Genomic DNA, 23,188 nt, shown 5'->3' on the forward strand with positions numbered 1-23,188 from the left:
AGTGATTAGATTTTCGGTGGTTTTTGGTTGGTATTGCGAAGTAAAAATGGACTGCAGACCAGATGGCATAAGCGATCCGATGAAAAGGATTGTGGGGCATGGATGGGGCAAAACTGCGTTATAAAGTTCGTTTAAGTTCGTTAACTCTGCTTTTCACTGATATCGCTCATCCCTTGTTTAATGCGCTCCTGGACGATCTTTATCGATATTAAAAATTATGAGTTCATATTATACAAATGTAGCAATAGAGCAGCTAACCACTTGAATTTACAGATTACTACTGTGCTACAACCATGCTTTGGGGCAGTGATGGGGCAAAGCGTGAAAGCGCCTGGTTGAGCAGGGTAACCTGTTCGGCACTCTTCTCTGACATCCACTTTCCATACACCTTGTAAACCATCTGTGCATCGGTATGTCCCATTTGAGTTGCTATAAAGTTTGGGTTTGCCCCAGCTGATAATGACCAGCACGCATAAGTATGTCGCGACTGGTAGGCGTTGCGGTACCGTATTCCGGCGCGCTTGATTATCGGGGCCCAAATTTTATTAATCGAATTAACCGCGTAGTGATATCCTCTACGAGGCCCATGCTTGACGCATTGAGGACTGAAAACGAAAGTGCAGGGGTGTATGACTGACTGGCCATATTCCCGCAATTTCACTTCAATCTCATACTGCCGGCCAAGGCGCGTCAGCTGGGCCTGATTCCTCAGGGCATCAATAGCTGGTTGAATGAGATAAATCACCCTGTCAGTGCCTGCGTCGGTTTTTGGCAGGGTGAACTCATTCGTCTGGGTAAGGTTGCGTTTTACTGTGATGGTTCCGGCATGCAGATCGATATCTTCCCACGCCAGACCGCACAACTCCCCATGCCTCATTCCAGTATAGACTGCCAGCGACCAGAGATTTCTCATCTGCTGGTGGCCGCAAGCCTGGATAAACCGGATAAACTCTTCTGTCGTGAGTGGATCTGGTTCACCTTTCGCTTTTTTGAGGCGGTTAATTCCGCTAAACGGGTTTTCCTTCGCGTAACCGTTATCCGCTCCGAACTGGAAGATCTCGGCCATCAGCATCATGTAATTATTCACGGTCGAAGACTTCCTGCCTTTAACCTGTGTCCGGTGATCCTTCTTCATTACATGAAAACCCGTCAGCAACTCCTTTCTCACGTACAGCAAATCCTCAGTGGTCACCGCAGAAACCATTTTGTTTTCGCCGATGCGCGGAAGCATGTTTTTTATGATGGATTCGTACCGACTCATAGTGTTAGAGCTGATTTCCATCCTCTTCAGCTCAGACCACTTTTCGGTAAGCTCCAGCACAGTAATTTCCTTTCTATCCTGACCGAACCGGGCAAGGTTCGGTGAGTTTGGGAATTTTTCCGCATAGTCAAAATTTCCCATCCTTATCGCAAAACAAACTGAAGAACGAAGCTCGCCGGCTATCTTGCGATTTTTGGCAGTATCAGGGACACCGAGGTTTTCCCTGACACGCTTGCCTTTATATACAAACCAGATGCGGAGTGAACCGCCGTGGTTTTCGACGCCTGTCGGGTATGATGCATTAGCCATTAATCCCTCCTGACGTCCAGGAGCGTTGACGAGTGTACTGCTTTTCATGCTGTCTTCGCACCTGGTTGATTTTTTTTCTGAGCCTCGATCCACTGATCAACGGCTTTTCTGTTGTACATGCATTCGCTCGAAGGCTTTGGATTGCCATCTGGTGAAATGTGCAGGTACTCGCGACCAAGCATCCAGGATTCTTTTCTGGCTCGGGTGATGGTTCCGGGCTTAAGCCCGGTAACCGCAATCAGAACCTTTTCGCTAACCCAGTCATTCGGCACCAGAAGAATAATTTCAGCACTGGTTTGCATGGTTCTCCTCCATTTTCTCTTTAGCCAGACGCACGCAACGCGCAAAAGAGGAGGGCGTAACAATTTCGCGCAGAGCCTGAACCAGGAAGTCGTTGTGCTGCTGGTGCAGATCTATGTTGCGTTCTTTTTCCTCATGACGCAGGACTGCCAGACGGGCTGTGATGATGCGACGCTTCCCTTTGATCAGCCGCAGAGCGTTCTCTGCCTTTTTGCGCCATGTACTCCATTCACTGCTGCTGTTCGATTTCGCCAGTTGCTCTTCAATACTGAGCTGCGCTTCTTCTGCGTTAACAAGCTGCTGCAGGCAATCGCTGATAGTGTTCAGGTTGTCTGTCTCCACGAAGAATTTGTGCATTCTTAACCCTCCCACCCAATCGCCTGGAACAGGCCCATTTTAGGGTGATACCAGCGAGTGCCGCGCGGTTCAGCTTCTGACATCATCTGGCGAAACGCGGCCATAAACGGCTCCAGTTCGACAATAGCCCTACGTGACAACAGCCCGTCTGGAGTCATAAATTCGTGCGTGTCTGTCGGGATGCGGTAGGCATTGACCAAATTACGGCACTTGGCGTCACTCATTCCGCTTTTGGCTACCACCTGGCGGTAACCGACATATCCGGCGCGCATGGTCCCGCGTTTGATGTTCTCCACAGCTTCAGTGACCGTTTCGATCTGCTCTTCAACATGATTCAGGCGCTTCTGCTGGCGAACGGCATCGGCGGCCATTGCGGCGATCATCTCGATTTCCGTCAGTGGTGCGCGAGTGCGAAAATAGCTGTTAACCAGCTCACGCTGAACCTGCCAGGCCAGATCGTCCGTGAGTGACTTCGCCACCATCAGATATCCAGATTCGAAAAGCACAATTCCAGAGGGCGCAAACTTAGAAAACACACCTTCCGGAAGGTCCCGGCGTATAGCGTCGGAACCTAATTCAACGTAATCTACCCCATCGACAAAGTAGTTCCTGTTTTCACGAAAATTACGTCCTGCTGTTCCATCTGGTCGTTGGTGAGCTTCGTCAATCATTGCGAATGTCACAACTCGCTGATCGCGGAATTCGACGGCTGGTAGTTGTTTGTTATTAATCGTTACTGTGTTCATCACCATTCTCCTCAGTGCATCACCGGCATGTCAGGCATACCTTCTTTTTGGATTTGTTCAATAAAGCTGTTGTGCAGCAGGTCGAAGCACTCTCTGCCCAGAGGCGACAACCTGAAGCCGCGTTCGTCGTCAGTCACAACCATGTCTTGGTACATCCGCAGCGCCAGCTTCTGCCCAATCTGCAGGCCGTATTTTTCGATGGCGCAGCCCTCAACATGATTTGCGAGCGCGAATCGCTCCGGTCCTGGGTAGACGCTGATTGAGCCGCACTTGCCGGAGTAGATAACGGCTGTGTCAAAGCCGCCTTCGTCATTGGCTACATCAATGGTCCCGTTCTTCTCCTGTTCCTCAGTAATTAAGACGGCGATGAGCAACCAACGCCATACGATTATTTCCTTCTCAATGCCAAGAGTGATCCAGCCGCTTTCTACCGCCTCCATGATGCAAGCCAATATGTCCATGCCTTCCGCGATGTTTTTGTCACAGTGACCTTTGTCGAGCTGGCGAATAGCTACTGAATACCCGATAACTCTGTTTCCATAACGGATGCCAATTGATGTGGGCTCCGGGTTAAAGACTGAATCAACCATTAATGCACTCCTTCTGGTTTGCATGCTTGCAGTGCATCACCCTCTTTAACGAATCGGTCATGCATCGCATCCCATTTCTCACACCATTTCTGCATATCTCGCTTACGCGCCAGGATTCGGCGAATGCGGCGCATGCATCGCTGGTGGGCTGCGATATATTCCGCCGTTACCTCCCCTCGTTGGCACATTTCAAAGCCATCTCTTTCTACGAGGACATCTGGATGGTTAGTCTGAAAACCTGAACATTCAAAAGCCCATGTCGTCATAAAAAACGCCAGGTAGCGGATCGCAGTGTCACGACTGAAGCATTTTTTGATGCGTCCATGGCGGCGGGCCACAAACACGGGTCCCGCAGGTGTGTCGTACTTCTGGAACACCAGGTCAATCATGCTGGTTGTACGGTTATTGTTCATTTTCTGTCCTTAACTTTTGAATAGCGCTCATGAGACATCACTTCCCAGCTCTGACCGCCATCGCGGGAAAATAGCCGCCAGCGGCGATTAACCCTCAGGCTCAGGTTTCCGGAGCCGTGCATACGGCAGGGATGAATCCGCCTGGTTCTGAACTGGCGGAGTACATGGACCGCCTGCAGGTGTACCCACTCAGGAATTCGTATTGCTGTCAGGGCCATTGTCCTTCTCTCCTGCAGGTGGGGTGATCGTGTAACCGGCGCGTTCAGCCATCCATAAAAAAGTCTCGAACGAAGCGGTAACTTCTCCTTTACAAACCCGGCGCGTGTCTATCACCTTCCCGTTCTCGATGGTCAGCACTACTTCAAATGTGGCGTGCTCCACCGAATAATTAACTTCAGTCATGAGATGCCTCCTGTTTAATCGGTGTATTCTTTTTTACATGCTCGACCAGCTCAGCAATGAGATCGTCGATTAATGCCTTTCCGCTTTCTGTCAGGAACTCACCGCTGCCATTTACATCAACAGAGCCGCTGTAAATTCCCTTAATAGCTTTTACGCCTTCGACATTTCCGTACTCACTGATCGCGAGCCTTTCGAATTTTCGTAATAATCCATCAAGTAAAATCTCTGTTAACTCGACCGTCTTAATACCGCCTTTATTCAGCTTAATAACAAGGCAGTTACTGCCTGTTTTGCGTTGGTGGCGTAATAGCGCTGCTTTTAAAATTCTGCGTCGATAGGTTTCAATTACGTTGTTTTTCACGGCGTTCAAACTCCGAATCCATCCATGTTGAAACCTGAGCTGATAAATCAAGGCAGAGGCCAGATAGGGAAATTATTTGCTCAATATCCATATCAATAATGTTTGTGTTGATTAGTTCCATTAAGTGATAAAGGTTACCGGCTGTATTTTTTGCTGTTTCTATAGAGCTATCTTTGCTGAGCATATTCAGACCCCGTAAGCTTTGCGCATGAAAAGGTCAGCGATATGGCGGTACTCTTCACCATAATTAATAAAGATAACCAACGCTGTTTTATACGCAGCTTTGTCTTTGATGAATGTCATTTTTAAAACCATCCTGTTTTCAGGTTGCAGGAAGCCACACCAGTTAAGGCGTAATTAAATGCATTGTGTTATTTAAAGTTTATAGGCGTCGAAGTCGCAAATGCTTTTATTCAATTTCTCTAACGTCTGAACTACTAGAGTAATAAGAGCATGCTCCCTTTCTTCTTCCGTGCTAGTCATTTGTTCCAAAAGAATCCATAAAGAACATGAGCAGCAGCGTACATCATGCGACCATTCAAGAATTGTTCTGCTGGTTTCTTCTTTGTCCAGGGTGATTGATTTGTCATTCATCATTTATTCTCCGGCCAGTCAGCGGCAAATAACATTTGAGGTGTTTTAATTGGCTTATTAAAAGAAAGTAAAGTTTGCATTTGGCTTTCCTCAAGGTGAGTGCGTCCTCACCTTTTAAGATGTTATAGTGATGAAGGCTGAGAAAATACTTTTTAATGAGCTTTTGCTATTAATGATTTTTTTCGCATATTCACCTGCTTCTTCATAAGATTTGAAGAAGTCAATCAAAACAAAATAAAGACCTTGGCGCTCATAGAGAGCGTATTCAATTTCTTCTTCGAATAGTTTGATGAATTCGAAGTTAGCGCCATCCTGATGAGGTTGAGCAATCTTTAAATAGCTCCAATTCGCTCCAGAAGATTTTAATTTTTCGATAACGATTTGGCTGTCAATTTGTTGGGTTACTGAATCTGCGCTTTTCATCTCACTGGCTCCGTTGTTTGCCGATGAATGCAATATAACTCGCGGTTCTTAATTTGTAAACACCGCGAGTTATATTTAAAAATAATTAGCGGTTATGAAATTGAATGATAAGGGATTATTTTTTGATTCGAATCGAATTTAGGTCGAAAAAAAACCCGGCGAACCGGGTTTATAAGCATGTCGTAGTTGATAGATCAAACCAGCATCATAGTCGTTTGTATCGCTACGCCAATGATACGACAGTTCCCATTTACAGGGACCAAAGGCCATGCTGGATTTAAGCCCTTTAGATACTTTTGTCCGCCATCAATTATTAACTTTTTAAAAGTAGCTTCGTTAGAATCCTCAAGCTTGGCGATAACTAAGCTACCATTATGGGCTTCTCGACCTGTATCAAACAGAACATATGTACCCTCGGGGATGCTGATTCCCATCGGAGCGGTCATGGAGTCGCCATCAACTTTTAGCCAGAAAGCATCTCCCTGTATGTGAGCATCAGATTCTAACCACTGGTCAACGTCCTTTATCGCATAAGCCTCTATAGCTTCACACCACGCACCTGCCTGAACGCTACTCAATACAGGATATTTATTCCCAGGCTTATAAGCGCCAGCAAAAGCTACGTTGGAGCGTGTCAGTTCCTGCGCCTCACTTGCTAACGTAGGGCTAAACTTTTCAACAGGAACCCCCAGGATCTCCGCGAGTTCTATGGCCCTCTTCAAGTTTAATGCGTTTTTACCCGCGAAAATCTGTGCAACTGCGCTCTGACTAATACCTAGCTTTTCAGCAAGAATTTCTTGTGAAAGACCCAACTCTTTCTTTTTGCTGTCGTAAATAGCTTTCAGCCTCTCGGCATCCTGTAACTGGTCAGCTGTTAACGGTTTTTTCTTCATGTTGAATCTCCTTATGAGTCAAAATTATCACCGCAGAGAATATAAAGCAATAACCGCCGGTGTTGCAATTATAACAACCGCGAGTTATATTCTCTGCGGAGGTGATAAATGCGAAAGATAACTTTGAGAAGCTTCGCCGAAGAAGTTGGTCAGCTCAAGGCGGCTAGTCAGCTTGGCGTGAGGCAAAGCGCAATAAGCAAGGCAATCAGAAATGGTCGGAATGTTGTAGTGACCATTTCCATCGATGGAAAGGTTACGGCAGAGGAGATTAAGTCCTTCCCATGTAATCGAAGAGACGATTCTTGTGTATCCGCCAGTTGAAAACAGCGTCCTCACAAGGATGCCAGAAGCGCACACTCAGGCCGATTCGGACTGGATTAAGCAGCAACTACTTACCCTTGCACCATCAGCACGACAAAAGGCAATGCAACGTTATGCCATGGTGTATCAGGAAACGTTCGACGCCGAACCGGTTTCTTACCGCAAGGAGAATCGGGCAAGACATGAAGCAAATACACGGCTTCGCATGTTCGTGAGGAATCACGGCAGAGCTTTACAGGGGTATACAACTCAGCCGCCCCTGGCAGGAACACAACTACGTTCCTGAGTGATGCCGGGCTTAAAGGTGCCCGGTGGCTGAATCCCAATTCTCAATGCATCCGTGTACTAGTTAAGTGGTTCGGGCGCAATTAAATGAGAGGAGGGGAGGGGGAGGAGTGCCTGTGTGTTAGTGCGAAGCACTGGAACAGGCTTTTCCAACAGACAGGCACATAGGTTAGGTAGATCTCGATCTAGGGCCTGGTTTTAAAAAATGCCCGTATCACTCAGCTAGTACAAAGAGGGAAGAATGAAAACAGACCTGAAGCAAAATTTAATCGCTCTCTTGGAAGAGCAGTTCATCCGGTCCGATGACAAAGTCATTTTCGACTACGTGATGCAAAAGAAAATCAAGGCTCAGGGATACCACCTGCAGCGCAATTTCACTGTCAGCGTCGGCGGTGGACGTAAGGGGTTTATCGATTGCCTGGTGACTTCATCTGATGGCCAGCAGTGTGCCATCGAAGTTGACAAACGCACACCTCGCAGCCGCTCGCTGATGAAACTGTGCGAACTGCCTGCAGGGATGTCTGGTTTCGTTCTTCTCAAAGACGGAAAGCACCCTTTGCGTTACAGCGAAGGCGGAATCGACATCATCCGGGCGACGAAATTTAAGTGAATTGAATCAGAAGGGAGGCTGGCAGCCTTTGGGGAGGCCACCAGCCATGTGAGGGGGAATCCATGAAAACCACATCACAAATTTATTATCTCATCACCACGGGAGCCGCACAATGCAGCTGACGATCACGCCAAATTTTGCCCAGGAGCGCGCGCTAAATATGCTGCGGCGTGACTGGAAGGCGCATAACACCTTCATGGTGTACGCACCAACGGGCAGTGGCAAAACTGGGTTGGCGGCCTTCATCGTCGCCGGGTTTGTCAGTCGCGGTATGCGTGTTCTGTTCTGCGCTCCGTACACCATCCTGATTGGCCAGACGGCTAACCGCTTTGTGGAGTACGGATTACCGGGTGATGAGATCGGTTATATCTGGGCGGATCACCCGAACTACGATCCGTCTCTGAAAATCCAGATTGCCAGCGCCGACACACTGATTCGTCGTGTGTTTCCGGAAGATATCGATCTGCTGATCATTGACGAAGCGCATCTGCGTAAAAAGCGAATTCTGCAGGATATTGAGCGCCTGCGCGCCGGTGGCGTAAAAGTCATTGGTTTGTCCGGAACACCATTTTCTCCGTTCCTGGGTAAATACTATGACCGGCTGATTAAACCGACCACCATCGGCGAGCTGATCCAGCGCGGGGACCTGAGCAAATATGAGTTTTTTGCGCCCACTAAGCCGGATCTGAAAGGCGTTAAAACTAAATCATCGCTGGAATACGGCAGTGATTACAACGAAACGCAGCTGGCTGAAATCATGTGCGGCTCTACGCTGGTGGGCGACATCGTTCAGAACTGGCTAGAGAATGGCCGGGATCTGCCTACCATCGCGTTCTGCGTCAACGTAGCCCACGCCAATTTTCTGACAATCCAGTTTAACCATGCTGGCGTTAACGCTGAGGTCATGACCGCCGACACTCCAGTTGATGAGCGCCAGACCATCATTCACCGCTTTGAAACCGGCGCAACGAAAATCATCGTGAGTGTGGGCGTTCTGGTTGCCGGGTTCGATAGTGATGTTCGCTGCATCATCTACGCCAGGCCAACAAAGAGCGAAATTCGATGGCTGCAGGCGCTCGGGCGTGGCCTGCGTACCGCACCGGGTAAAGAGTCCTGCCTCATCTTCGATCACAGCGGAACCGTGCACCGTCTGGGCTATCCGGATTCTATCGAGTATGACGATCTTCCCGGCAAGTCTGATGGTATGGAGGAAAGCGCGCGCCGTGCAGCTCAGGAACGGGCCGAAAAGCTTCCACATGAATGTTCCCAATGTCATTACATGAAACCCGCTGGTGTGTACGTCTGCCCGAAATGTGGACATAAACCGCTCGGTGGTGAGGACGTCGATACCGACACCGGCCGCAAACTCAAAAAGCTGGGTAAAAACCAGCATCAGCCCACTAAGGCAGAGAAACAGGCCTGGTGGAGTCAGATCAAATTCTATCAGCGCCAGCGCGTATCGCAGGGGAAAAAGCCCGTCAGCGATGGCTGGTGCGCAAATACCTTTCGCGAACGGTTTGACGAGTGGCCTAACGGGTTAAGCGATTTCCCGATGGAGATCACCCCGACTGTCTCTAATTTCATCCGGCACAAATTGATTGCGTATGCGAAAGGGCAGGAGAAGGCCAAGCGCCTGCAGGAAGCATCAGGCACGGCAGCCCCATCCTCAGTACAGCAAGCACAGAAAGCGATTAGCGATATCAAACAGCAGTTAGGAAAACGAGCATGAAGACGGCAGAAGCGGCAAAAGGTCAATGGGCAATGATTTTTGAGCACTTCGGGTTACCTCCCATTAATGCCAGAAATCACTTTAAAGGCGAATGTCCGGTATGTGGTGCGCGGGGAAAGCTGCGTATTGATGACCGGGACGGCCGGGGAACATGGATCTGTACCTGCGGCAGCGGTGACGGAATGAAGCTTGTCACTCTGACACAAGGGAAGCCATTCAATGAAATTTGCAGGGAAATAGACCAGCTGATTGGTAATAACTTTACCCGCGAAGCGTTCCCGCGCACTTCAGATGCAGTAAGCGCCCGTGATCGGGTTCTGTCCAAATTTTCGAAACTGGTCAACCTGAAAGGAACTACCGGGGCGGATTATCTGCAGGCCAGGGGAATTTATCAGCTCCCACAAGAGGCAGTGAAGTTCAATGATAAACAACGCTACGGCGGTAAGGTTTACCAGTGTCTGTATTCACTCGCAACTGACGACAAAGGAGAGCTTTGCTATCTGCACAGAACCTTACTGGACGGTAATCGGAAAGCCCAACTAAGGGATTCTGCCGGAGCGAAGCGCCAGAAATCTCTTCAGGACGAAAGCTATCTGGATCATGCCCGTTCCGTCGCTATTCGCATGTTCCCGGTAGCGACGACCCTCGGAATTGCCGAGGGTATCGAAACGGCTCTTTCCTGCAAGCAGCTGTACAACGTTAACACCTGGGCCACCATGACCAGCGGATTCATGAAGAAATTCCGTGTTCCTGCAGGTGTGAAGAATTTGATTATTTTCGCAGATCGAGACGTCAACAGCGCCACCGGATTGGCTGCGGCCACGGAATGCGCTCATGCCAACTTACTGGCAAAAAATGACCTGGAAAAAATCAGCATCTACTACCCGGATAACGGGGATTTTAACGACATGCTCATGAACGGCGATCAGGTTCGTGAGGTGGTTTTCTTCAAGAAAAAGGCGGCTGCGTAATGCGTACTGATAACAACGAACATAAAGCACTATTCACCATCCCGACGGCAGCGCACAGCTCCGCCCTCGCAAACATCAAGCCTCTGCCCGAGCAACGGAGAATCACCGGGCATAAGCAAACTGACGCTTATCTTTGGGTGCTGGAGGTGATCCGTCTGAACGAACCCGCACATCTGGACGCAGCCGAAGCCGCGCTGGAGAAAATTGAAATCTCCCCAAAAGAGGCCGAGGAACGTTACGCGCGTTATTTGCTGGCGAATGGTGGCGATCCTTTCCAGGTTGCTTTCGGTACCATCGGCATGGATAACCCGGCACAGGCAATCAGGAACGCCCGGGAGGACATCAAAAAAGCAGCATCAGTCAGGGCCACGTTCGGCAGCTATGAGGCAGCTCTCGAAGATGTGGAAGCCGAGCGAGTAATCAAGTCTTCCCCGAAATTTATCGACGATCATCTTTGGGGCTGGACTCTGGCCGAGAATAAAGCTGGCAGCATTAACGGCAGCCGCATGAACGAAATTGATGAACTGCGTCGGGTATTTGTTGATGGATATCGCGATGTGTTGCCTGAGCCTTATACGCTGTCTGATGTTGTTCGTGAGTTTGTTTACTGGGACTGGCTCTACAGCGTTCGCAATACCGCAGGCAAGGAACTCGGCTATGAATATGGCTACTCCGAGCATCACGAATCAGTTAACGACCGCGAGCGCTATCTCGAAAAATTGCTGACAACCATCAAGCCAGTGACCCGAGCCGAGGCCGTTGAGGTCTGCCGCTGGTTCCTCGATAGTGAAAAACCAGAATACATGGAAAACAACGGCGCGGCGGTGATTCTTAACCTGGTGGGGGAGTGTGAAGAATGAAACTGGAGGCATCGCTTAAACATTTTAGCCCTCAGGGCATGCATATCAGCGACGACGTGAAAGGAACCTCTCCGGATCGTATCACTGGCACCGATGTTATGGCGGCCATTGGTACCACCAGCAGCCGAGCGCGGTTTGGTCTGGCTGCCTTCTTTGGTAAGACCGGGATCAGCAAAAGCGATGAGCAGTTGGCTGTACAGGCTCTGGCGCGTCATGCAATGGAATCAGCGCCCAGGAATGTACGTAAAGCAGCAGCAGGCGAGTTTGGCTGGTGCATGCTGGTGCTCGCACAATTCGCCTTTGCCGAATACTCCCGTTCAGCGGAAACCAGCGTGACGTGTCACAGCTGCGGCGGCAGCGGATTAACCTCTCAGTATGAAGATGTGATCAAATATCCTGGAGTCTTCAACTCTGACGGAATGGAAATCGTACCACCGAAAATCAAGCACGAACTGGTCAAGCGTAAATGCGCGGCATGTAACGGTAAAGGTGAGCTGCTGGCCCGATGCCGTTGCGGCGGTAAAGGTGAGGTGCTCGACCGCAAAGCCACAAGCGAGCGCGGCGCGCCGGTGTTTAAAACCTGCGAGCGCTGCAGCGGAAATGGATTTTCTGGGGTGCCGTCTACTGCAGCCTATAAAGCGATACTGAAGCGAGTCCCGGATTTGCACGTCAGAACGTGGACACGTAACTGGAAACCGTTTCTGGAGGGACTTGTCGACGTCTGCTACAGAGAAGAACAAAAAGCAGACTCCGCGTTTCAGGACGCAACGAGCTTTCGTGATGATGTGAACAAAATTTAGCAAATTAGCCACGTTAAGCTTGATTTTGTCCGAACTTGTCATGTATGCTTCAAATCGTAGGTTATTGCGCCTACACGAAATCAAACCCGCCTCCGAGCGGGTTTTTTTGTGTCGGAATTACCCGCGCATAGCTCGATGCAATTCAACCATAGATGCTTTCAGTGGCAGCACTGTAAGAAATGGGCGATGTAATTCTCTCTACGTGATGATAATTAATTAGCGCCGACTCACCTGCTAAAAGTTATCTTTTGATATATTTTTTTATCCAAGTGAATTGGTTTTGTATGCGTTATTTTCCACGGAAAACATATATATTCTTCGCTCGCAATTGAGATGGCGTTGCGGTAAATGGTGGATATGCGTCCTTCAGTCTGGCGGCAATGCTGCAGCGCCATCTCAATTGCGGTGAATCCCCCTATGCGGAGGGGCATTTAGCTTAATTTATCTTAATCTCGACCATGTATATGCGCGTCAATTGATTGCTAACAATGACGCACCGGGAGGCACCCGGCACCGCAATACCTTTGGCCCTTTAGCTCAGTGGTTAGAGCGAGCGACTCATAATCGCCAGGTCGTTGGTTCAATCCCAACAAGGGCCACCAATGCCGACTTAGCTCAGTAGGTAGAGCAACTGACTTGTAATCAGTAGGTCACCAGTTCGATTCCGGTAGTCGGCACCAAATGCAGTCATCGTATAATCGCTATTACCTCAGCTTTCCAAGCTAATGATGCGGGTTCAATTCCCCCAGTTAGCTCTAAATTTTGCTTTTCTGCCTGCGATGATGGTTTAACCTGAGTGGTGGGAAAGCGTTTCCATTTAAACCTCGTTCCTGCGGGGTTGTATTGTTTGTACACAACAGAAAAGGTCACTTAGATCCCCTGATGATCTCCTTGATGTTCATTCACGGTTGGTTGAAACAAATTTCGCTCTGGTGAGTGGCCTTTTCTTTGTGGTGAATCCGTAGGTCGATACGGCTGAATAAATATCAGTGCGGGACAAGCTTTAAACGTACCGAACGAGGCGAGATCATTAGACAGGTTATGCTGCTAACCGCCTGGCCCTGAACGCTGGCACTATCGACGCCAGCCACCACTGCAATTTTAATCTCAGCCCTGGCATCCGCCGGGGCTTTTTGTTTCCATTCATCCAGGTCAAAATTTTAAAAACGGGCCGGGTGGGTTAAAGTGATAACCATCAGCAAGGCCTGTGGGGGTGTAATGGATAGACATACCGAGGAGCACTATCTTGATGCAGATGATGATCTCCTTAATTACCTTGAGATGCATGGCGAGAATTGCATTAAAGAAATTTTCCAGTCCAACGCATTGAACAAAGACGCAGCGCAAAAGCTGCTTAGTATCCTGATAGTGGGGATCGGTTCGTCATTTCTGCTGCTAACCCAAAAGGAAACTCCGGCTTATCTTTATTCTGGTCTGGCTATGTTTACTGTTTACTGGTCTCTGTGTGCGGCATATCTCGTGGTTCGCGTGCTGGGGGTTAGAAAAAGGATGCTGGGATGTTCAAGGCCGTACGATTTGTACCATGACGGCTATAAAGGCTTCACCGACGGTGATTACGCTTTTTTTGAAAGCCATGGCTACACGGGAAAGCGTAACACCCTGAGCATTCTGAGGCGATACAGGTTACGTGGTCTTGATGGCATTGCTTCTGTGGCAAAAAAAGAAAATGAGAGGCTTGGAAGGGAGCTTGAAAGGGTAAGGATCGCGACAATCCTTACCCCGATATTATCAACAATCGTTTCGGTAATTACTTACGTTTTCTCGTAAATTCATCCATGGAATCATTTACGACCATCCAGCGAGTGCTCAAATCCCGTGAAGGTTCTGGTGCTGGCTTGGATTGCTGGGTTGGCTGATTATTTTGTTGTGCTGACTGGCTATTTTCCTGTGGTTTCTTATTCGATTCTGACAAAAGTAACTCCTTCTTTGTTACGTGGTTATTTGGCGATGTCACGATAGCAAATAGAAGAAAGTGCCGCCACACGATCTGGTGGCGAAAGCCTGGCCCACTTCTGTGGGCCTTTTTTATTCCCGCGCCACGCTCGGCGCACATCAACCGCAGAGTCTTTCAGGGTGAGCCTTAGCAGTGGTCAGTGTGACTACATCTGCGGGCTGTCCACTCTGAGCGTAAGGCTCACCACTAAAGGAAGGTCACTATGTTTGGTTTTGGTAAAAAAGCACGTAAAGCAGTAGCTGAAGTAAAGAAATTTGAGAAACGCGATCTGGCTCAGGCTGTGATTAATGCGGCCTGGCTGGTGGCGTATGCCGATGGCGAGTGCTCTAACGTGGAAAAGGCGGCCGTGGATCAGGTTCTTCGCGCTAATCCGGTGCTGGGCGCGTTCACTTCTGAGATTCAGGGTATTAGCCAGACCATCATCGCGCAGCTCGATGCTAACTATAAAGTTGGCCGCCTGGCAGCGTATCGTGAGATTGAAGACTGTAAAGGCGATCAGCGTGAAGCTGAAGATGTGCTGGTGACGGCGATTGCGATCGCCGAAGCGGATGGCGATATCCAGGAATCTGAGAAGAAAGTGCTGGACGAAATCGCCAACCGTCTGGGCCTGCGTCTGGAGACGTACCTTGATTAATCAGGCAAGACTGGTGCTGGCGGCGTTGCTGCTGGCGCTGGTGGTGATGGTCGATTTCACCAGTAAGCTGATGTCGGTTCTTGCCGATGGCGTGCTGGTGGCGATGGTGGTCATTGTGATGTGGCCGCTGGTTAAACCCGAAAAATAACCAGCCTTCGGGCTGGTTTTACTTTGAGGCTTCATCATGTTTGGATTAAAGAAGAAGAAAAAGACGAGAAAAAAGGCTCTGGCAAACCAGTGGTGTCCTCTTCTGGATCTTCATCGGCTTACAATCATTTGCGCGACCCATTCAGCCCATTAAATCCAGCAAGTCCTGCGAGTATTTTTAACGCGCCTGATGATGTAACCACGCATCACCATTCACACCACAGCAGCGACTGCGGTTCATCCAGTTCCAGCAGCAGTTATGACAGTGGCTCATCATCCTGCAGTAACAGCAGCTCCGGGGACTGGTGAGGGCAGTATTTATCAACTAACGCCGCCGGAGTGCCGGTATGGCACAACGGAACCCTATGGACGAAACACAAAAAGAGGCTGGCCGCGCGCTGGCGGTCATTCGCTACGTCAACACCTGGAAGAAGCTGATTATCTTTATGGTGCTGGTAACGTTCTGCGCATCCGGGTACGCGGTATGGGATTACCGGCGGGAGCTTGCCTTCTGGGCGATGGCGAGCTTTGGCAATCCGCGTATTGATGAGGAGCGCGTAGAGCCTGAGGTCACATCGCTGATGGCTGATACTACTGCGCTCAGTGCGGCGGTGTGGTCGGTCAACCTTGAGAGCAACCAGCGCAGGGCGTTATTTGTTCGTGTGCGTAATGAGCGCCTGACAAATCAGGAGGGGACGGGAGACCTTGCCCTCAGGCCCCAGTCAAAGCTTACGGCTGAGATAATCGAGCTCATAAACAGCAAAACGAAATGCTGGCCTCACGTGGCAAATACCGTAGTTGGAAAGACGGCGCGCGAAGCGGGGGTGAAATGGGTATGTGCTGCAGCTATCCCTCCTCAGTTCGGGACGATGATTGGTATGCTGGCAGTAGGATTTGCTGAGCAGCCAGAAAATGAGGATTACGTGAAGATGCGTATCCGGGATGCTGCGGAGAGGATTATTAAGTGATGGTTGAAGAGATTTGCTGGGGTGTTGTCTGCGCCTTCGCGATTGTCATGTGGGTTTTAATAATCAGGTCGCTATGGTGAGTTCGGAAGATGATCAGCATGCTTTTCTCTTTCCTGCTCTCGATGGCTGTCTTTTTTTTGCTTCTGGCATTTCTTTGTGATTTTGAGGATTGAATTGTGGGTGATTTAAGCGAGCACTTCAGCAGGAGTGAGTTTGCATGTCGTTGCGGTTGTGGATTCGACACCGTTTCTCCTGAGCTCATTACGGTGCTGGAAGATGTGCGCACGCACTTCGGCACGCCGGTGAAAATAAACAGCGGATGCCGCTGCGAAAAGCATAATGCGAAGGTGGGTGGCGTACCGAACTCCCAGCACGTCCAGGGTATCGCTGCTGACATCGTTGTTTCTGGTCGTACCCCGGCGCTGGTGGCCGACTATCTCGAACGCAAATACCCGGACCGCTACGGTGTCGGCCGCTACAGCAGCTTTACGCACATTGATGTCCGCCAGGTCAAAGCGCGCTGGCGAGGGTGATTTTATTTTCTGCTGCCGCGTCACGATGGCCAACAGAAAAATCAGCATAAACGATCTGTTTTTATGGGGTGTGCTATCGGGTTTTCCCGGCAATATATTTCACAACTCAGCACAAAATTCTAAACATGCCTCGCTAATGCGGGGCTTTTTCATTTAAGAGAGACGCAAATGCAAAAAAGAGCAAAAGATTTTAAATTTCACCTTGGTCAGCTGGTGAATATCCGTATCAGCGACGAATGGGGAGAGGTACAGGCTCGCGCTCAATACCGTAGTGACGAAAATCAGTATTTCATTCACTACCAGGCTGCCGATAAATGTGCGACCACGCGCTGGTATTCCGAGTCGCAACTGCTGGCCGTAGAAGACGAGCGCTCCCCTGGTTCGCCAGTGTTCGGCTGTGTTGATTTGCCGCCAGGCGCTGTAGTCGAAGAGTAATCATTCCAAAGCCCATCAGCTGGTGGGCTTGATAATTATTATCTTCAAAATCCACATTTAGCAGCACAAGCCTTTATGGCGCCACGCGGCAAAACTTCATTTCTCAGAGGATTATTCTGTTATGGCAATTATTCCCGGCGGTATGGGAGGCGGTGGCTCTGGTGCGCCTGGCCCTCAAGGGCCGCCTGGTCCACCCGGGCCAAAAGGTGACACCGGCGCAACTGGGCCCGCGGGCCCACCTGGTCCTGCCGGAACGCCAGCGCCCATTGCCGATACTTTTCTGCTGGATATTTTCAACTGGACGGGCAGCCAGAACATAGCCAACGCCGCGTTTCTGAATTTCCTCTCCCTCGCTGGCATTACTCAGCAGACGGGTGGAACTGCAGGCGTAACAGTTGCTGCTGGTGTGGCAAAGCTGCCGGCAAAAACAAAGCCATCAGGCGTGACCTTCTCGTTTCGAATTACCGGAACGGTCGGCGGCTCATCCGGTACTGCTCGTGAATGGAAGTTCCAGACGCGCCGTGCAAACGGAACGACCATCATCGGCTCTACGGACGCAAGCAAGACGAGCGGGAACAGCATTGATAACCGTGATTCGGTGCTGGAGTCCCACACGTCCGGAGCGGCTGACCCGTTCACAACAGAGGGCGTCATTGTTGGCCTGCAAAACGACAGCGGCGCGACAATCACCCTGACATCAGTATCTGTGCGTATTTATCGCCAGGTTAACGCGGAGTAATTGATGGGATTAAAAACTGGGGTTTATACGCTGGGACGTGAATGGCGGCTACTGAGTGACGGTATCAACACCTCGTTTGTTACAGCTGAGGCTGGTCGGATTGAGTTTGTGTCTGCCGACACTGAGCCACCAGTTAATGCTCGTGGGCATACCGTTGTTGCAGGAGAATCAATGACCATAACACCTCCAACGGTCATATGGGGGCGTAGCGCTACAAAAATGTCAGCAAGAGTGGCGCTATCGGCGTGGTGACCAGAATTTAAAAGGTACTCCTGGCGACATTGAGTAACCGGGGGGCGGGAACACGCGGGGAACGGCTAGTTTTTGAATTTTCATGGGGACACCACCATATAGTGCAAGTGTATGTATTTTCTACGAAAATAAATCTCAAGCCTGTGCCGTCAGACCCTCGGCAGGACATTAGACCAGATGCTAATTAATTGATTATAAGAAGTAAAATAAATTTTCACCTGTGCTGTGGAGGTGGGTAATGACGGATGTCAGCAATATTGGCGACGTGTATAACTGGAGCGTCGCCAGAATTGCCGAGGCGTTTGGCATGGATCGAAAAGCTGTTAAACGCCGATTGCTTGAGGCCAATATCCCTGTTGCCGCAACGGTGCGCGGTAATCCGGTGTATGCACTCAGAAATGTCGGTCCAGCGCTGTTCCGTGGCAGCGAGCGGGCTGGTCCTGAAAGTATTCATGATCCGTCTCAGATGGATCCGAAATCCCGCAAGGACTGGTATCAGTCAGAAAATGAGCGACTCAAGCTTGAGAAGGAGCAGCGAAAACTGGTCCCTGTTGATGAGGTTGTTTTTGTTTACTCTTCGATGCGAAAAGCAGTCGTCCAAGTTCTCGAAACCATTCCGGATATTCTTGAGCGTGACTGTGGCCTGATGCCCCAGGCAGTGGGCATGGTGCAAAAATCTATTGATGATTTGCGCTATATGCTGCAGGAAAAAACTTATGCCGCCTGTGCAGCAGAGCTAATGGATAATGATGGAGGTGAACCCGACGAGGAGGGGTAATGATTTTTTCTTCAGCCCCGAATATAGGCAGGGACATTTCATGGGGCTTCTCCCCGCCGCGGCGAATCCCGGTTGCGGATGCTGTTAAAAAGTACATGCGCGTCCCAAAAGGAGCTGGAAGCTCCGTTGACTGGGATCCGCACCTTACGCCTTATGTTATCGAGCCCATGAATTGCCTGGCCTCCCGTGAATACGATGCCGTGATATTTGTCGGGCCGGCGAGAACAGGGAAGACGATTGGCCTTATTGACGGCTGGATTGTCTACACCATAGTCTGTGATCCCTCCGACATGCTGGTTGTTCAGATGACCGAGGATAAGGCCCGCGAGCACTCGAAAAAGCGACTGGACCGAACATTCAGAAGCAGCAAGGCTGTAAAGGCCAGGCTGAGTCCGCGCAGTAACGACAATAACGTGCATGACAAAACCTTCCGGGATGGCTCTTTTCTGAAAATTGGCTGGCCATCGGTAAATATTATGTCCTCGTCCGATTATCGCTTTGTGGCACTAACCGATTACGATCGATTTCCTGTTGATATCGGTGGTGAAGGGGATGCCTTTTCTCTCGCATCGAAGCGTACCACCACATTCATGTCCAGCGGTATGACGCTGGTGGAAAGCTCTCCGGGGCGAGACATCTCTGATGTTAAGTGGCGTCGCAGCACGCCACATGAAGCGCCGCCAGCGACGGGCATACTCTCCCTCTATAACCGTGGCGATCGTCGCCGATGGTACTGGCCGTGCCCGCACTGCGGAAAATATTTTCAGCCTGTTGGTGATGTGGTGACCGGCTATCAGGAAATAAGCGATCCGGTGCTGGCAAGTGAGGCCGCATATATTCAGTGTCCGCACTGTGCAGGTCGTATCGCGCCAGAGCTGAAGCGTGAGCTCAATGGCCGCGGTCTGTGGTTACGTGAAGGTGAGACTGTTACACCAGACGGTGTGCGCGGAGGGACGCCGCGTCGTTCGAGAATAGCGAGTTTCTGGATGGAGGGCCCGGCTGCGGCTTACCAGACGCTTGCCCAGCTGGTCTACAAACGCCTGACGGCCGAGCAGGAATACGAGGCAACGGGCAGTGAAGAGACCCTGAAGACCGTCATCAATACCGACTGGGGGCAACCCTATCTGCCGCGTTCTTCTGTTGATCAGCGTCAGAGTGACGAGCTTATGGCGCGTGCCGAGCGCTACGGAAAGCGGCTCGTTCCGCCGAAGGTGCGCTTTCTCCTGGCATCCGTGGACGTTCAGGGGGGAAAACATCGGCGCTTTGTCGTCCAGATTGTGGGTTACGGGCAGCATGGCGAGCGCTGGCTTATCGATCGGTACAACATAAAAACGTCACTTCGCTGCAGCAGCGATGGCGAAGCGCAGCCCATTGAGCCTGGCGGATATCCTGAGGACTGGGATGTGCTGATTTCCGATGTCCTTGAAAAGGAGTATGCACTTGAAACCGATCCGCGTCGCACCATGCCGGTGCTGGCGATGGCGGTGGACAGCGGGGGGGAGGATGGCGTGACGGACAATGCCTATAAATTCTGGCGCAGATGTAAGCGAAACGGGCTTGGGAAACGTGTTTACCTGTTTAAGGGAGACAGCACTGCCCGCGCGAAACTCATTACCCGAACCTACCCTGACAACACCAGTCGCAGCGATCGCAAGGCGGGGGCCAGGGGCGATGTTCCTGTTTACCTGCTGCAGACCGACAGACTCAAGGACGGTATTCATAACAACCTCAAGCGTGAAACCGAGGGGCCGGGATTTATTCATTTCCCCGACTGGATCGGCGAGTGGTTTTACGACGAGCTTACCTACGAGGTGCGGGGGGCGAACGGCAAATGGAGCAAGCCCGGAAAGGGGCCCAATGAGGCGCTGGATCTTTTTTGCTATTGCCACGCCCTGGCCATTTTACGTGGCTATGAGCGCATCAAAGACTGGAGCAACCCTCCGGTCTGGGCGATGCCACAGCACCTGACCGCCATCACAACCACTGACAGGACAGACAAAGCTGCTGCCAGTCAGACAGAAAAAACCGAAACAAGCTCCGGTGCTGTCGCACCGATGAAAAAACCCAGACTCATTTAGGTGAAATATGACTATCGCGGAAATTCAGGCGATGCGCGATAGCGCACTGAGTGCCTATAAGAACGCCCTCAAAGCCCAGAGCATTAATAAAGACGGGCGAGGGATAACGATGCAAAACCTGTCATCGCTCCGAGCCGAGCTGGACAGGTGGGACAGAAAACTGGCCGCTGCCAAAAGAAAGTCCAGACCGTTTTCACTGGTGAAATTTACGGGGGAATGATGAATATTTTAACCCGCGCGATCAGGCATATATCTCCCGGATGGGCGGCAAGCAGACTGCGTTCGGAAATGCAGGTCCAGGCATATGAAGCAGCGAAACCGTCCCGAACGCATTCTGCCAGGCGCGAAAATCGCAGCGCGAACACGGCGGTGTTTGCCGCCGGCGCATCCATTCGAGAGCAGGCCCGATGGCTGGATGAGAACCATGACCTGGCAATTGGCATACTTGATAAATTAGAAGAACGTGTAGTAGGGGCTCGCGGGATCCAGATAGAGCCCCAGCCACTGACGCCCGACGGTAAAGTGCATGAAGACTTTGCAGCCGAAATTGCCCGCTTATGGGACAAATGGGCGGAAGCGCCGGAAGTCACCGGCTGCTTCAGTCTGGCTGAGGCGCAGCGCCTGATGCTTCGCTCTGCTGTACGCGATGGGGAGGTCTTTGCTCAGCTTATTCGCGGCCCGGTTAAAGGCGTTGAATATCACAGCGACGTCAGGTTTACCTTTGAAATGCTGGAGGCTGACTTTGTACCACTGAATCTTACCGGCACCGGCGATGGTTACAACACCATAATGGGCGTCAACGTTAACGCCTGGAATCGCCCCGTAGGGTATCACGTTTATAAGTTCCATCCACAGAGCGGGCTCGGCTCCAGCCAGACCAAAATCATTCCAGCCGATCGCATTTTGCACCTTGCTGTGCGCAAGCGACTTCATCAGGTGCGGGGGGTGTCCATATTTGCCGGTGTCCTGCAGCGTCTTGATGATATAAAAAGTTACTATGTCTCTCGTTATTTTTTAATGGTTCACACGCTTTCAGTTTTTAACTTAACCTTTTGATAGTTATGGATTTTTATTTTCATCCCATTTCAACGATATGCCGATGATTTCAACGATTGCAAAGGTCTGTGTATTAAAGTGTGTATTAAAAGTGAGGGATTATGGTTGCAGAAAATAAGCTTAGCGATAAGGCGCTCAAAGCTATGTGTGGTAAACCGCTTGAACGTCAAAAGTGCATTGCTGATGGTAAGGGGCTGTCACTGAGGATAAGCCGGAACGGAAGGATTAGTTTTGTGTTTTCTTATCGGCTTGGTGGGCGAGAGAGCAGCCCAGTAACATTAACACTGGGTAAGTATCCAGACATGTCGCTAAAGCTTGCCAGGGCAAAACGTGATCAGTGCCGATCATGGTTAGCTGATAATCGAGATCCACGCATTGAAATGAAAATCACTGCTGAGAAAACGCTTAGGCCTGTCACAATTAAAGAGGCACTGGATTACTGGTACGAAAATTATGCATGTGTTAAACGCAAACGACATACAGATACTATTTACCGATTCAAACTACATATTTATCCTAAAATAGGCGATATTCCGCTTGAACGTAGCACTATTAAAACATGGTTAAGCGTATTTGATGCTTTGGGCAGAAAGTCCCCGACAATGTCAGCTTATATTTTTTTAGACGTTAAACAAGCCCTGCAATTTTGCCGTGTAAGGCAATTTGCTCATTCGAATGTCCTGAGTGATTTAAAAGTAACTGATGTTGGGTCTTTCCCGGAAAAAAGAGAAAGAGTATTGAGTGACGAAGAGCTAAAAACGGTTGGCAAATATCTCTTTAATGATGAATTGCTGAATGTTGAAAACGTACACAGTTGCCGTTTAGTGCCACAGATTTACATCCGAAGGATTTTACTAATCTGCCTGATTTTTGGTTGCCGCCTGAGTGAGGCCAGGCTATCCCATCCGTCAGAGTGGAACTTTGAAGATATGCTCTGGATTGTACCTAAGGAGCACAGTAAGAACGGGAAGGAAATTTACAGGCCGATTCCTGAAAAGGCACTTAAATTTTTAAAAGTATTTTATGAAGAAAATAAAGGCAATGATTATATTATAGGTCGTCTGGATAATCAGAGAAATATAAGTACATTTGTATGGCGGTATAATAAAGTAACATTTGGAGGGGATAACCCCTGGACACTTCATGATTTCAGACGAACTCTTTCAACTCGCTTAAATGAAATGGGGGCTGATTTTTTTGCTATAGAGCAATTGCTCGGGCATACGATAAAAGGGGTTTCAGGGATTTATAACAGAAGTCGATATATTCAAAAAAAGAAAGAGGCCTTAGATATGTGGTTAACATATATTGAGGGTTTAATTAATGAAAATTCAAATGTAACTTTTATAAGAAGAGAGGCCATCTAAT

The 23,188-nt window shown here is 49.8% G+C and carries 31 protein-coding genes and 2 tRNA genes; 21 read left to right on the forward strand and 12 right to left on the reverse strand.

Translation table 11 applies throughout. The annotated features are described in order from the left end of the window. Nucleotides 1–277: 277 nt before the first annotated feature. The 12 genes from EXW94_RS00005 to EXW94_RS00060 all read right to left on the reverse strand — a co-directional run bounded on the left by EXW94_RS00005 (nt 278) and on the right by EXW94_RS00060 (nt 6,649). A complete protein-coding gene (locus EXW94_RS00005; RefSeq protein WP_174339178.1) occupies nt 278–1,570 on the reverse strand; it encodes a site-specific integrase in 1,293 nt (430 codons plus the stop codon). A 44-nt stretch (nt 1,571–1,614) separates the two neighbouring features. Continuing rightward, a complete protein-coding gene (locus tag EXW94_RS00010) occupies nt 1,615–1,872 on the reverse strand; it encodes an excisionase family protein (protein WP_058657756.1) in 258 nt (85 codons plus the stop codon). Continuing rightward, nucleotides 1,856–2,227, reverse strand: a complete 372-nt coding sequence (locus tag EXW94_RS00015; protein WP_217436298.1) for a hypothetical protein — start codon at nt 2,225–2,227, stop codon at nt 1,856–1,858. Before EXW94_RS00015 ends, EXW94_RS00010 begins: the two co-directional genes overlap by 17 nt. Nucleotides 2,228–2,229: 2 nt before the next feature. After that, nucleotides 2,230–2,973 carry an ORF6N domain-containing protein gene (locus EXW94_RS00020; RefSeq protein WP_174339180.1) on the reverse strand — a complete coding sequence of 248 codons (744 nt, stop codon included), beginning with the start codon at nt 2,971–2,973 and terminating at the stop codon, nt 2,230–2,232. 11 nt (nt 2,974–2,984) lie between these two features. Next, on the reverse strand, nt 2,985–3,563 hold the full coding sequence (locus EXW94_RS00025) for a hypothetical protein (protein WP_174339181.1): 579 nt from the start codon (nt 3,561–3,563) through the stop codon (nt 2,985–2,987). After that, nucleotides 3,563–3,976, reverse strand: coding sequence for a hypothetical protein (locus EXW94_RS00030; RefSeq protein ID WP_174339182.1), 414 nt, complete (start codon nt 3,974–3,976; stop codon nt 3,563–3,565). The genes EXW94_RS00025 and EXW94_RS00030 overlap by 1 nt, the downstream gene beginning before the upstream one ends. Nucleotides 3,977–4,165: 189 nt before the next feature. Continuing rightward, nucleotides 4,166–4,378: a hypothetical protein gene (locus EXW94_RS00035; protein ID WP_174339183.1), complete on the reverse strand. Its 213-nt coding sequence runs from the start codon at nt 4,376–4,378 to the stop codon at nt 4,166–4,168. Further along, complete coding sequence (locus EXW94_RS00040) at nt 4,371–4,739, reverse strand: hypothetical protein (protein WP_174339184.1); 369 nt, start codon at nt 4,737–4,739, stop codon at nt 4,371–4,373. Before EXW94_RS00040 ends, EXW94_RS00035 begins: the two co-directional genes overlap by 8 nt. Then, on the reverse strand, nt 4,720–4,923 hold the full coding sequence (locus tag EXW94_RS00045; protein ID WP_174339185.1) for a hypothetical protein: 204 nt from the start codon (nt 4,921–4,923) through the stop codon (nt 4,720–4,722). The genes EXW94_RS00040 and EXW94_RS00045 overlap by 20 nt, the downstream gene beginning before the upstream one ends. Nucleotides 4,924–5,114: 191 nt before the next feature. Further along, the gene (locus EXW94_RS00050) at nt 5,115–5,336 is read right to left on the reverse strand and encodes a hypothetical protein (protein WP_174339186.1); all 222 of its coding nucleotides are present in this window, start codon (nt 5,334–5,336) and stop codon (nt 5,115–5,117) included. 111 nt (nt 5,337–5,447) lie between these two features. Next, a complete protein-coding gene (locus EXW94_RS00055; protein WP_174339187.1) occupies nt 5,448–5,756 on the reverse strand; it encodes a hypothetical protein in 309 nt (102 codons plus the stop codon). Between the two features lie 194 nt (nt 5,757–5,950). Beyond that, nucleotides 5,951–6,649: a LexA family transcriptional regulator gene (locus tag EXW94_RS00060; protein ID WP_174339188.1), complete on the reverse strand. Its 699-nt coding sequence runs from the start codon at nt 6,647–6,649 to the stop codon at nt 5,951–5,953. 108 nt (nt 6,650–6,757) lie between these two features. On the opposite strand from EXW94_RS00060, the gene EXW94_RS00065 reads away from it, so the two are divergent. The 21 genes from EXW94_RS00065 to EXW94_RS00160 all read left to right on the forward strand — a co-directional run bounded on the left by EXW94_RS00065 (nt 6,758) and on the right by EXW94_RS00160 (nt 23,187). Further along, a complete protein-coding gene (locus tag EXW94_RS00065; RefSeq protein ID WP_174339189.1) occupies nt 6,758–6,970 on the forward strand; it encodes a Cro/CI family transcriptional regulator in 213 nt (70 codons plus the stop codon). A 19-nt stretch (nt 6,971–6,989) separates the two neighbouring features. After that, complete coding sequence (locus EXW94_RS28125; protein WP_254797789.1) at nt 6,990–7,256, forward strand: hypothetical protein; 267 nt, start codon at nt 6,990–6,992, stop codon at nt 7,254–7,256. Nucleotides 7,257–7,496: 240 nt separating this feature from the next. Further along, nucleotides 7,497–7,865 (forward strand): hypothetical protein, encoded by a 369-nt coding sequence (locus EXW94_RS00070; RefSeq protein WP_174339190.1) that lies wholly within the window; start codon nt 7,497–7,499, stop codon nt 7,863–7,865. A 112-nt stretch (nt 7,866–7,977) separates the two neighbouring features. After that, nucleotides 7,978–9,594, forward strand: a complete 1,617-nt coding sequence (locus EXW94_RS00075; RefSeq protein ID WP_174339191.1) for a DEAD/DEAH box helicase — start codon at nt 7,978–7,980, stop codon at nt 9,592–9,594. After that, nucleotides 9,591–10,565 carry a toprim domain-containing protein gene (locus tag EXW94_RS00080; RefSeq protein WP_047364217.1) on the forward strand — a complete coding sequence of 325 codons (975 nt, stop codon included), beginning with the start codon at nt 9,591–9,593 and terminating at the stop codon, nt 10,563–10,565. Before EXW94_RS00075 ends, EXW94_RS00080 begins: the two co-directional genes overlap by 4 nt. Then, on the forward strand, nt 10,565–11,425 hold the full coding sequence (locus tag EXW94_RS00085) for a helix-turn-helix domain-containing protein (protein WP_174339192.1): 861 nt from the start codon (nt 10,565–10,567) through the stop codon (nt 11,423–11,425). Before EXW94_RS00080 ends, EXW94_RS00085 begins: the two co-directional genes overlap by 1 nt. Continuing rightward, nucleotides 11,422–12,225: an antitermination protein gene (locus tag EXW94_RS00090; RefSeq protein ID WP_174339193.1), complete on the forward strand. Its 804-nt coding sequence runs from the start codon at nt 11,422–11,424 to the stop codon at nt 12,223–12,225. Before EXW94_RS00085 ends, EXW94_RS00090 begins: the two co-directional genes overlap by 4 nt. A gap of 526 nt (nt 12,226–12,751) precedes the next feature. After that, nucleotides 12,752–12,827, forward strand: a tRNA-Ile gene (locus EXW94_RS00095). A gap of 2 nt (nt 12,828–12,829) precedes the next feature. Further along, nucleotides 12,830–12,905: transfer RNA gene (locus EXW94_RS00100), tRNA-Thr, on the forward strand. A gap of 538 nt (nt 12,906–13,443) precedes the next feature. Next, nucleotides 13,444–14,013, forward strand: a complete 570-nt coding sequence (locus EXW94_RS00105) for a hypothetical protein (protein WP_174339194.1) — start codon at nt 13,444–13,446, stop codon at nt 14,011–14,013. A gap of 389 nt (nt 14,014–14,402) precedes the next feature. Next, nucleotides 14,403–14,834 (forward strand): tellurite resistance TerB family protein, encoded by a 432-nt coding sequence (locus tag EXW94_RS00110; RefSeq protein ID WP_174339195.1) that lies wholly within the window; start codon nt 14,403–14,405, stop codon nt 14,832–14,834. Further along, complete coding sequence (locus EXW94_RS00115) at nt 14,830–14,982, forward strand: DUF3927 family protein (protein WP_375336635.1); 153 nt, start codon at nt 14,830–14,832, stop codon at nt 14,980–14,982. The genes EXW94_RS00110 and EXW94_RS00115 overlap by 5 nt, the downstream gene beginning before the upstream one ends. 364 nt (nt 14,983–15,346) lie before the next feature. After that, entirely contained in the window at nt 15,347–15,949 is a 603-nt protein-coding gene (locus EXW94_RS00120; protein WP_174339197.1) for a hypothetical protein, read from the forward strand. A gap of 176 nt (nt 15,950–16,125) precedes the next feature. Further along, on the forward strand, nt 16,126–16,482 hold the full coding sequence (locus EXW94_RS00125; protein ID WP_174339198.1) for a D-Ala-D-Ala carboxypeptidase family metallohydrolase: 357 nt from the start codon (nt 16,126–16,128) through the stop codon (nt 16,480–16,482). Nucleotides 16,483–16,650: 168 nt separating this feature from the next. Next, nucleotides 16,651–16,917 (forward strand): hypothetical protein, encoded by a 267-nt coding sequence (locus EXW94_RS00130; protein WP_174339199.1) that lies wholly within the window; start codon nt 16,651–16,653, stop codon nt 16,915–16,917. Nucleotides 16,918–17,038: 121 nt separating this feature from the next. Then, nucleotides 17,039–17,656, forward strand: coding sequence for a protease (locus EXW94_RS00135; protein WP_174339200.1), 618 nt, complete (start codon nt 17,039–17,041; stop codon nt 17,654–17,656). A gap of 490 nt (nt 17,657–18,146) precedes the next feature. Continuing rightward, nucleotides 18,147–18,686, forward strand: coding sequence for a DUF1441 family protein (locus EXW94_RS00140; RefSeq protein WP_174339201.1), 540 nt, complete (start codon nt 18,147–18,149; stop codon nt 18,684–18,686). Next, nucleotides 18,686–20,764, forward strand: a complete 2,079-nt coding sequence (locus EXW94_RS00145; RefSeq protein WP_174339202.1) for a phage terminase large subunit family protein — start codon at nt 18,686–18,688, stop codon at nt 20,762–20,764. The genes EXW94_RS00140 and EXW94_RS00145 overlap by 1 nt, the downstream gene beginning before the upstream one ends. A 7-nt stretch (nt 20,765–20,771) precedes the next feature. Further along, on the forward strand, nt 20,772–20,984 hold the full coding sequence (locus EXW94_RS00150) for a hypothetical protein (protein ID WP_174339203.1): 213 nt from the start codon (nt 20,772–20,774) through the stop codon (nt 20,982–20,984). Continuing rightward, nucleotides 20,984–21,820 (forward strand): phage portal protein, encoded by an 837-nt coding sequence (locus EXW94_RS00155; protein ID WP_174339204.1) that lies wholly within the window; start codon nt 20,984–20,986, stop codon nt 21,818–21,820. Before EXW94_RS00150 ends, EXW94_RS00155 begins: the two co-directional genes overlap by 1 nt. 101 nt (nt 21,821–21,921) lie before the next feature. Next, a complete protein-coding gene (locus tag EXW94_RS00160; RefSeq protein ID WP_174339205.1) occupies nt 21,922–23,187 on the forward strand; it encodes a site-specific integrase in 1,266 nt (421 codons plus the stop codon). Nucleotide 23,188: the final 1 nt, after the last annotated feature.

Source organism: Enterobacter sp. JMULE2 (genome assembly GCF_013337145.1).
Taxonomy (GTDB): domain Bacteria; phylum Pseudomonadota; class Gammaproteobacteria; order Enterobacterales; family Enterobacteriaceae; genus Enterobacter; species Enterobacter mori.